The following is a 10,560-nucleotide window of genomic DNA, read 5'->3' as shown; positions in this document are numbered from 1 at the left end:
CAGATGGATGTCTGGCATGGGTAGTTATAAACATGCGTAACTTGTCATGGAAGGCAGTTTCACTTCTCCAAACTTCCTTCCTTCAAATTAGTGTCTACTTTAAATGAAGAATTATTTGGTCAAACGCTAGGACCACTGTGCAACAAACTTTCAACACATAGGAACATAGTTTGAGTCAAAGCTTAGTTAATAAACAACATGTCCTTCCCGCAAAATCTATAGAACGATTTTGCAACTCAGATGGCAATGTACAAGTTCGGCGTTTAAAAAGCGGAAACACTTTCCCTGCAAAGCCTAATAACAATATTTTTTGCGTCACACGAATATGGGATCAACGCTGCGAGCAAGGTTACGGGAAGGGAATCGAAGATAGGTTTCAAGAACTTGTAGAGTATGTACTAGCCAATAAACTGAAATCACTTCCTCTAAGAGGCCATAAAACGGCAACCGAGTTCTATGCACTTTGGTGCTTAAGGTCATCAATAAAGTCATATGATAAGTACGGTGAAGGAATTCTGTTAGAAACTACAGATAACAACCTAAGCGAAGAGCAAAAAATAGCAGTCGAACTCAAGCACTCAATTTACATTGAACCTAACGGTGTTGTTCCTGACCACTTTAAACGAGGGTTAACTATACAAATAGCAGTAGAACAATTTGTGCTCAGGAACCCTCAATTAAAGTGGAGCATATGCTGTAGTGACTCTTTGGAATTTATAGTGTCTGATAATCCTGAAGGCGAATTTATAATCCCAATAACTCCAAAACAATGTTTTATCTGTGGGTTTGATATCACCCAGCTCTCCAGTGAACAAATGACACAATTAAATTTAAACGCATTAGCCCGATCAAAAGAATATTACTTTGCTTGTGATCTAGGTTCATGTATCCGCGCTTAATAAATCACGAGTAAAGGAAGAACTTTTATCACAGAACCTAGAGCTAAAAGGTCGGCTTTGTCGAAAAAATATTACTTGGCACACACCCTCCTCCTTTGACGCAGCCGAGTATCACAGGATACTAGGGATGAAATGGATATTTGTTTGAGGGGACCGAGTTTATATCCATGCCCTAGTATTTGAGAAACACAGGGAATTGAGCGAAGCGAAACAAGGAACAGGCGGCTAGGGGATTCGTAAGGGGAAGAGCTGTTGTTTCCCCTTAAGGGCTGAAAGCCTAAAAAGAAAAACTCGCACACGGGGTGGCTTCCTACAAAAGACATCTAGTCCACCGCCATCAACCAATCCCCCATTATCAACAACTGAGATACTGCCCACCCCTCAGATCTGATATATTACCCACCAAACAAGCGACCCGACCACAACGTAGGCCAATTCTGTATATGAAATTTTCCACTGTAAAAACATTACTTAGCTCTGTGCTCATCTCAGTACTATTAACCGCAGGTGGATATGCCAACGCCGGTGAACCCCTTACGTTAAAGCAAACAATGAAGGAGATGCGATTGCAGTATAAAGAAGCGCTTGAGACCTCTTCAGCTGAAAGCTTTAATCAACGTATTGAGACATTTAAGACACACCTCAGTAGTGCACAAACCTATGATTTTTCACCTGAACGAAAAGTTATTTCATTAGAAGGTTTAAAGAAAGTAGAGAATTTCATCACTGATATGCCAGTGGCTACTGCTGAAAACCTTTCAGAGCTTCAACATCAACTGCAAAGTGTTGACCAGCTGCGTAAGGAATACCATAAGAAAGCAAAACCTAGTAAATGGGAGTTATTCCTTAGTATTTTTCAGTAAAAAATGAGAAATAAACAGGGCCGTTTCGACTGAAATAGTCACTCGGCCCTGACTCCAACACCACTCAAACAAACGGCCCCTATGACTATAGCTCTATGCAAATATGAACTTAGTCTCCAGACACCAGCGCCCAAAAACCTCACTGCTTTCTAACCCCCTCCCTACGAAAATTTCAAACGCTTTACATCAACCAAGCAGCCTATACCCAATTAAGACATTCGTATAACCCACTAATCAAGCTATACGATAAAACAAGCCAAAACAACAATTTAATATAGCAAAAACATATTAAAAACACTTGAAATCGTTCAAATTACCAACAAAAAACCACTACACTAAGTATTGATTTAAAAACCTACTTTTCGGTTATATCTATTGTAGTAAAACGATATAGTAGAAAATTGCGCAACATTTCTAAACTAGGTAATATTAAATAAGTTATAAAAAACTATAACTATATAATTATAAGCCCAAAAAAATTGGCAATTGTGATGTGATGAGAGCATGAGAAGTGACAGACCAGCACTCTATATGTAATGAGCCGTTAGAGCTCACATTATAGATTTGTTTAGAGAGTAATATAATAATATCAGCACTTCGGGGTGTAATTTTGAACGATACAGCTACAACATCACTTGACGCGGCAACACTAGAGATGATGAAAACCAATGCGGGTAAAGCAGCCAAGCTTATGAAAGCGCTTGGCAACGAAAGCCGCTTGCTAATCTTATGCTACCTAGATGGCAAAGAACTATCCGTAACCGAGCTTAATAACTGCCTCGACCTAAGCCAATCAGCCTTATCACAGCACCTTGCAGTGTTGCGTAAAGATGGCTTAGTTAAAACACGTCGGGAATCTCAGACTATTTATTATAGCCTTGAGGGTGATACGGCTAAACGAATTATCCATACCCTTCACGATATGTTCTGCTCCGCGTTATAAAAGCAATACAAAAACGCTATTTCATTGAGATAGCGTTTTACTTTACAAAGCCCCTTCTCTCTCCTAGTCAGCTCCTCTCAAGAAAAATTCTTTACGCCTAAATAATTCCCCAAAAAGCGTTCACTTTAGCTTGTAACCGATCCTCGTTCCGTATCTCAACGTTCAATCAACATTGCTATAGAGTTCTAGCTCCTCACTACCCCAACAAAAAGTGATACTGAAAACACAAAAACAGTTCGCTTTTTGTAATACTATTGATTTTAATCATTCCCCACGCCTCCTGTAACTTTTAATATCGGGTAGAGAAAACGAGCTCTTCAACGTTCAAATAAAAGCAGGATACTCAAATGAGTCATGAATCAAACAATGGAAGCATCGATAATGGTGATAACCCATTAGTGGATTTTTCTAACTGCCATATAGGTATTGTAAAAAACTTTGAACGTTTATTAATGCTGTCTAGAACGAAAATAGAATCCCCAGTTCAAAAAGATGTCCAACTTTCTGCAAAAGCTCTACTTAAATTCTTTGATGAAGTTGTTTTAGAACATCACGCAGAAGAAGAGAAAGAGCTATTTAGGGAAGTCACCGATTCGGCAAAAGATAAGACTGAAGACGCTATGGCTGCATTACAAATGATAAAGCAGCTCACTGAAGAGCATCGCAGCCTAGAAGCTCAATGGTCCGCCATTTCATCCGATATAAAACGTCTCTCAAAAGGAAAACAAGCCTCGCTTGATCAAGATGCTGCGATAAAATTAGCACAAGAGTATCTAGCCCATGCAGACTTCGAAGAACAATCCTTTTTGCCCTTATCAGCCAAAATACTCGGCGAACGCGGCCTATCATCTTTAGGGCTATCACTGCATATGCGCCATACAGATGTAGATATACCTTTCTATATTTAGAACCGGCTCCGGCTCAATCCATTCGATACACTGGGATTCAAAAGGTCATCCCAAAGAAGCGCTGATAACTTATGCGCTTCTTTGGCTGTTACGTTTACTAGAATTATGCAATTCCTAAAGTGAAAGTGCTGTAAACAAAACCTTAATTTGTATGTAAATTAAGACGTAGCCTTTGCCAATCTTCTGTAGGTTCATTGAGCATAAGCTTCATATCAACGACCTCTTCCTCAACATTAAAGCTATTTGAAAAGCCGAGCTTCAAAGCTAAATTTTGCATACCTTTATTTGCTTGTAAGGTAGAACCAATAATTTCTATTGTTCCGCGCTTTTTACAGTAATCAATCACCTTACTCATCAATGCAACACCTAGCCCCTCTCCCTGAAGGTCATCACGAATAACAACACTAAATTCAGCACTGATATTGTCTGCGTCAGTTACAGCCCTAACAACCCCTAATGTCTCCATACCATCTTCGTCCTCACGGGGTACCGTTATGATAAAGGCCATCTCTCGGTCATAATCAATCTGTGTCCAATTCGCTAACTCCTGGTGAGTTGGTACCCCACGACTATAGAAATAGCGCAATCTAATAGATTGAGGACTGAGCTTGTTATAAAACTCAAGGTGATTGGGTTCATCTTCCCCCCTAATGGCACGCATAACCCCTTCCCGCCCTGAACGTTTTAACCTTACCGTTTCTGTTAAATGCTCTGGGTAAGGTGATATTGAAAGGTTACTCGGTTCAGTAGAAAGTGAGATTGCAACATCCATAACCAATAAACCGTTTTTGTTCATCAACAAAGGACTTATTTCTAAACATTTAAGATTAGGAAGATCTACGATCATTTCCGATAGCTTTAAAAGCAAATTACACAACTGTTGTTTGTCTTGCTCCGAGCGGTAACTATTTTCTTCGATGATCTGACATAAACGCGATTGGCGGATTAGCTCCGAAGCCAGTGCCATATTCAGCGGCGGCAACATAACGTGCCGATCAGTCAACACATCGACAGTATGCCCCCCCGTACCAAAAACGATAACGGGACCAAAGGTAGGATCTCGTGTGATACCTACATTTATCTGCAAAGACTGAAAACCGCGCTTCATCTGCTGTACACAGAAACCCAACTGTTCTTCAGGGGCATGACTTTCACCCATTCGGTATGAAAGCTGAGTTGTCGCATGCTCAACTTCAGGAATAGAGTAAAGATCTTGCGCAATATCTTTCCAGCGCTGGCTACCTGTATCATCGTAGCTAAACGGGATTAGATTTTTCCTATGCAGTGCTTTGACTTGTACCGAGTGTTCAATTTTTTCAGCACTTTTTAAAACTTCATCAATCGTATCGCAGTAGAAAGTATTTGAAACAGGAAGGTCATACAGATCCAACAAGTCGAATGATTCCTCATGCGTAAGGTAATCCCGCCCCTCTGCCAAAGTATTGCTGATAAGCTCCCTCGCACGTATATGGTTAGGACTATCTTGCTCAATATAATGAGGGGGGGTTTGACGCATGACTTCCTGATTACGATGGAAATCCACCATATGCATAAATGCATCTACAGACTCTTCTGGAGTAAGAAAAGTTGATAACCCAGCTGAGTTACAACGATTTCGAGCCTCAATGGCAGTGGCTCTCCCCATAAAACATGTCAAAATATTACGTGGTGTATTTTTAGCTATTTTGATCACCGCCTCTGCTGTATCGACTGAAGCGGCCATACGTGTTGGTGCATGCAACATGAGCACAGCATCAACGTTTTTATCTTTAGTCAGTAAGCGTACAGCTTCCGCAAATAAAGCGGGCTGCGCATCTGCATTTAAATCTATGGGGTTTGAGCGCCCCCAATGACTGGGTAACAATTCCGCTAGGGCATCAAGGGTTTCATCAGTCAGCTCCGCTAACTCTCCACGATGCTTCAGTAAACGCTCGGTAGCTAGCGCATTTGGCCCAGTACCATTAGAAACAATTGCAATACGCTCTCCACGCATCGGTTTCATTCGAGTTAGGGTTTCAAGCGCATTGAACAACTCATCAGAGGTTTCTACCCTAACCACGCCTGCGCGGCGTAAGGCAGCATCATAGACTAGATCATCATCGCTAATACCCGGCGCTAATTCAGCAGAAGATTTATTCCCATTGAAAGTGTCATTCTTCAGTACGAGTACAAGCTTATTACGAGAGGCAGCACGCACAGCAGACAAGAAATCTCTTGATGAGCCATCAATGCGATTTAGCTGTAATAAAATCGCATGGGTATAAGGATCTTTTGCCAGATAATCAATCACTGAGGGCAGATCAACATCCGCTCCACCACCCAAGGTTAAAAAATGAGAAAAGCCGATCTCTTGGCCTGTTGCCCAATCAATCATAGCCGTACCTAAAATACCTGATTGACCTATGTAAGCAACCTTACCTTTAAGAATATTAACGTGCGAGTAGCTCGCATTCATATTGTGACCAGGGACAAGCATCCCCATGCAATCGGGCCCCAGAATTCTGATGCCGTAAGGTTTAGCTGCTTCACGTACTTCATCACGCAAAGTTCTACACTCCCCCCCTTCGGCCATGGCTAACCCTCCCGTAAGAATCATGGCAGCTTTAACCATACTCGCGCCTAAAGCACGAATAATATCGGCAACCGTGTCGGGTGGAGAACAGATAATAGCGAGGTCCGGCATCTCAGGAAGTTGGGAAAGATTGCTAACGCATGGGACGCCATAAACCTCAGCATAACCTTGGCTATTCACCGCATACATAGAACCTTTATAACCACTATCCAATAGATTCTGTAAGACAACACCACCCATACTATTCTCTCGGGCAGAAGCGCCAAATACAGCGATCGACTTAGGTTTAAAAAAACGTTTTAGGTACTTAGTAGACACGACTATCCCTCGATAATGATTACTCTCATCTTATACCGTTCCGCACTGCAACAAAAGACCACCTTTATACGAAAGTATTATTAAAATTTTATTTCACTGCACTGGTTGAGCCGGATCAATTTTAAACCACTGATTGGTAACTTAGTTTCCACAACATCTCGTTGTATTACAGCACTTTTTTCTAAAACAAAGCCTTATGCAAGCATAATCTATCGGTAGAAGCCCCGTATTTTGGACGCTTCGTAACAAGTCACCATTCCTTCAGCACGTTGGCACTACCTTTGCTAATTCATTAAACGAACCTTTTCAAATAATAACTAAATAGGTCAAAGAATGACTCACCTTAAAGTAACGCTGCTAACAAGCCTCACCGCTATTCTTTCAATAATTTCGAGTTCTGCCTTTGCTCATACATCAGCGATGGACTCGAGTATATTCAGCGGTTTTCTACACCCCTTCAGTGGCTTAGATCACCTATTAGCCATGTTTGCAGTAGGGATCTGGGCTGCTCAGCAACAGAACAAAACTAACCTAATGATCCCAGTGGGCTTCCTGGCATTTCTACTTATAGGGTTTGGTATAGGTCTTAGCGTAATCACGCTTCCAGTTATTGGCCAATCTTCTATTGAGGTAGGTATCGCACTGTCTGTACTCATTTTAGGCCTATTAATCGTTAATGCAGTTAGTCTACCAACGCCTTGGGCCATCTCTCTCGTGGGGCTCTTTGCCTTATATCATGGTGTCGCTCATGGCACCGAAGCAACTGGAGCAAGTACAGCTATTTTTGCCATTGGCTTTATGCTTTCTAGCGCGCTACTTCATTGCGCTGGCGTTCAAACTGCCAACTTCTTTAAAAACACCTCTCTGTTCAAAAACTACGCTCAGAAGCTAAGCCAAGTAACAGGAATTTTCATTGCCCTATTCGGTGCCTCTTTCTTGTTGTATTAGAAAAGCTGTATTAAAAAGGTTGTTTTAAAAAAGCAGTAACCATTTCCACCCATGAGTGCTCTGTAATTCACCCGAATTCACCACAAGGACACTCTAGTTCTACATCCTTCACCCAAAAGTGATCTTGTCGGGCTTGATGCCCGACTTTTTTTTGCTAAATAACAAACCGTATATCAAATTTCACTTTTCAAATTCTAAATCTGTACCATAATCAGGCTATGTATAAACACAGTAAATGGGAAATACTATGAGCCAAGAGCACCCAACTAACAGTAATTTTGAAGCCGATTCCAATATAGAAGATGCTGGCTTTGATAATTATGAAGAGCTAAACCGAGAAAATTCAACCATTAGAAAAAAGGACTGCATAAATCCAGACAAGCGTAGACGTCTGGAAGCGATGCGAGAAGAACGCGAGCTACTGAAAGATATTAAAGAGGTCTTCGATGATTTTGAGGATTAGATAAAGCCACGCGCAGTAGAGGTGGCTTTTATATTTTCTTTTTCCTTATAAAAGATCTAAGTTCCTCTCCGAACTAAATTATAACCACTTCCACTAAGTTCAACAAAATTCGTCCCTATACGCGCTAATCTAGCGTATAATTTAGACCTATTTAGCCCATACTGATTGAACCATAACCCCATGCTAACCATATCAAGTCGTTTAACCATCCCCCGTCATGAGATCGAATTTAATGCGATCCGAGCACAAGGGAATGGCGGACAAAACGTCAATAAGGTTTCAAGTGCGATCCACCTTAGATTCGATATAAAGCGCTCTTGCCTACCTGACTTTTATAAGGAAAAATTACTCGCCTATGGGGATAAGCGTATAACCGCTGATGGCGTTATCATCATTAAGGCGCAAAGTTTTCGTGATCAAGAGCGCAATAAAGAAGATGCGCTAATACGCCTTAAAGAACTGATTTTAGCGGCGACAAAAGTAGAAAAGGCACGACGTGCAACTAAACCCACACGCAGCTCACAACGTAAACGAGTAGACAAAAAAACGAAACACGGCCAAACAAAGAAAAACCGCGGTAAAGTGAATTATTAGCCGCGGTCCTTTTATGAGGTCTTCTCTGTATTGATTCTTCTATTTATTAATTCTTTTATTGATTAATAGTACAGATTATTGGGACTATCGCTTTTTTGAGATAATCGTTTTTTGAGGATATCCTTTTTTGAGAGTTTCCTATTTTGAGAGTATCGAGCCTAAGATAAGCGACTTAGTAGTACTTCAAACTGCTGATCACCTGTCGCGATAAATAACTGCTGCTCGCTAATCGTAATTGTGACTTCCATATTGCGGTCACATATCGCGCCTAATGGCTCCACCTCTTCAGCAGAAAAACTAAACACTTCGGTTTTCGGTAAGGTATTCATCGCATCACGATGCTTTGCCCACCAGATATCAACCTCAGAGCCATAAGCGTATAATTTTACCTGATCCGCACGACTGACACCTTTACGTAAGCGTTCAGGAGATGCTTGACCCACTTCAATCCAACGAGCAACGGAACTGTCAGGGCGGGTAATCCAAAGATCGGGCTCATCGGCCGTAGATAAACCCTTTGTGAAACTTAAGTCTTGATCATAATTAAGCGCATAGGCAAGTAAACGCACCATCATGCGGACAGCTGTCTCTGAAGGGTGCAGTGCCAAAGTTAGCTTTTCAGTCACATAAACATCGCGATTCATATCAACCAGGTTAAGGGTTGCTTTATAGATAGTCGGTTTAAGCGCCATGCTTGAATGCCTGTTATTTTATTTCGGGCCATCTTTATACTGCATCCCACCCTCGTTTTAAATACAATCTCTCTCACAAGGGGGAACTAGCACATATTTGCTACCCTAGTAGAACCACCGCTTTTATCGAAACACTCCTGTATGAGGTCATTATGGAATTAAAACATCTGGCGATTCGTGAACTAGTCAAAGAGTCTGAAGAGTCTCCTGCGCGCATCACTGAGCGTGGAGGTATCATCCCGACCTCCTCTCCCATCGCAACCCAGTTGTTTGAGACTCTGAATGCAGCATTTAGCCGTCGTTCAAGCCTGACTCATGGATCGTTTAATAACGAAGAGGAACAAGCCTATCCATTTATTTCCGCTTTTGAAGAGTTTGTTGCTCAAGAGTGGGATGAGGCATCATTTACCCAGCTAATCGATAAAAGTATGGACCAACTTGCCGCAGCGATTAATAATCCAACGGCGCATACAGCACATGGTGGCTACGTTTTATTCTCTTTATATGCCAGTGATCGATACGAATACTTATTGATTGCTTTAGTCAGAGACAAAGCCAGCATCGGATTCGATAATGACCTGCATCCAACCGAGGTTATGGAAGTTAATCTCGACCAGCTTCATCAAGGGGCTAGAATCAACATCAGTACCTTCCGCAAGAAGCAGGACAGCTACTTAAGCTTTATCGGGAGTAAAGAGAAAGGCGAAATCACCCACTACTTCTCAACAGCTTTTGGTTGCACCGATGTCACACCTTCGCGAAAATCTACAGGCGAGCTTATTAGAGCAACTCGTGATTTCTGCAATCAGAACAATATGAGTGATAGAAAAGAGGAAGTGGTAGAAGACGTTGTCAGCTATCTATCACGTCAACGCTCTGAAAAAGAGTCTGCAAACCTAAATGAAATTGAGAACCTCTTTGACGCCTATATTCCACCTGAGCAAGCTGAAACAGCAGCCGGAACCTTTGGTAAGTTTGCCAATAAAGGTCCTTACAATGTCAGCCAAGAGTTCCAGCCTCACACCAGTACAATCAACCGCTTTGCTAAACTCAAAGTAAAATCAGACAACTGGAGTGTCGACTTTACTAAGCGGAATTTTGGCGAGCTTAATTCAGGCAAAGATATAGAGTTCGACGAAGACAATGGAAAAATCATTATTAGTCGTTTACCGAGTAAAGTGATCAACCAGCTGCGTGAAGCATTAGAGCAGGAAGATTAAGCCTCTAAAGCAAAGCCTTGATTCAGTAAAATCATTGATATCTAAAAAATAGTTTCATTAAGAAATCCCTAAACCTCTTTTGGCTTAGGGATTTTTTTGGATCTAGTCTGCTCAATATAGGTATAAGCCTATACAGACAA

The 10,560-nt window shown here is 41.5% G+C and carries 10 protein-coding genes; 8 read left to right on the top strand and 2 right to left on the bottom strand.

All coding sequences use genetic code 11. The annotated features are described in order from the left end of the window. Window positions 1-170 precede the first annotated feature (170 nt). The 4 genes from B4K11_RS04620 (at window position 171) to B4K11_RS04605 (ending at window position 3,613) form a co-directional block, all read left to right on the top strand. A complete protein-coding gene (locus tag B4K11_RS04620; RefSeq protein WP_292949706.1) occupies window positions 171-899 on the top strand; it encodes a DUF4238 domain-containing protein in 729 nt (242 codons plus the stop codon). 443 nt (window positions 900-1,342) lie between these two features. Continuing rightward, complete coding sequence (locus B4K11_RS04615) at window positions 1,343-1,762, top strand: cytochrome b562 (protein ID WP_292949703.1); 420 nt, start codon at window positions 1,343-1,345, stop codon at window positions 1,760-1,762. A gap of 658 nt (window positions 1,763-2,420) precedes the next feature. Further along, window positions 2,421-2,705: an ArsR/SmtB family transcription factor gene (locus B4K11_RS04610; RefSeq protein ID WP_292949802.1), complete on the top strand. Its 285-nt coding sequence runs from the start codon at window positions 2,421-2,423 to the stop codon at window positions 2,703-2,705. 347 nt (window positions 2,706-3,052) lie between these two features. Continuing rightward, entirely contained in the window at window positions 3,053-3,613 is a 561-nt protein-coding gene (locus tag B4K11_RS04605) for a hemerythrin domain-containing protein (protein WP_292949700.1), read from the top strand. Between the two features lie 142 nt (window positions 3,614-3,755). Here the strand turns inward: B4K11_RS04605 and B4K11_RS04600 are convergent, their stop codons facing one another. Further along, on the bottom strand, window positions 3,756-6,503 hold the full coding sequence (locus B4K11_RS04600) for a bifunctional acetate--CoA ligase family protein/GNAT family N-acetyltransferase (RefSeq protein WP_292949697.1): 2,748 nt from the start codon (window positions 6,501-6,503) through the stop codon (window positions 3,756-3,758). 333 nt (window positions 6,504-6,836) lie between these two features. Here B4K11_RS04600 and B4K11_RS04595 point away from each other — a divergent pair, with 333 nt between their 5' ends. From B4K11_RS04595 to arfB, 3 genes are all read left to right on the top strand, one after another. Further along, entirely contained in the window at window positions 6,837-7,451 is a 615-nt protein-coding gene (locus B4K11_RS04595) for a HupE/UreJ family protein (RefSeq protein ID WP_292949694.1), read from the top strand. 247 nt (window positions 7,452-7,698) lie between these two features. Beyond that, a complete protein-coding gene (locus B4K11_RS04590; protein ID WP_292949690.1) occupies window positions 7,699-7,914 on the top strand; it encodes a PA3496 family putative envelope integrity protein in 216 nt (71 codons plus the stop codon). 180 nt (window positions 7,915-8,094) lie between these two features. Beyond that, window positions 8,095-8,508: an alternative ribosome rescue aminoacyl-tRNA hydrolase ArfB gene (gene arfB / locus B4K11_RS04585; RefSeq protein WP_292949687.1), complete on the top strand. Its 414-nt coding sequence runs from the start codon at window positions 8,095-8,097 to the stop codon at window positions 8,506-8,508. A 158-nt stretch (window positions 8,509-8,666) separates the two neighbouring features. Here the strand turns inward: arfB and B4K11_RS04580 are convergent, their stop codons facing one another. Beyond that, window positions 8,667-9,200, bottom strand: a complete 534-nt coding sequence (locus tag B4K11_RS04580; protein WP_292949684.1) for a YaeQ family protein — start codon at window positions 9,198-9,200, stop codon at window positions 8,667-8,669. 152 nt (window positions 9,201-9,352) lie between these two features. Between B4K11_RS04580 and B4K11_RS04575 the strand changes: the two genes are divergently transcribed. Continuing rightward, window positions 9,353-10,420: a nucleoid-associated protein gene (locus B4K11_RS04575; RefSeq protein WP_292949682.1), complete on the top strand. Its 1,068-nt coding sequence runs from the start codon at window positions 9,353-9,355 to the stop codon at window positions 10,418-10,420. Window positions 10,421-10,560: the final 140 nt, after the last annotated feature.

It is taken from the genome of Neptuniibacter sp. UBA6509 (assembly GCA_002435145.1).
Lineage (GTDB): Bacteria > Pseudomonadota > Gammaproteobacteria > Pseudomonadales > Balneatricaceae > Neptuniibacter.
This window is presented reverse-complemented; position numbering and strand designations above follow the sequence as displayed.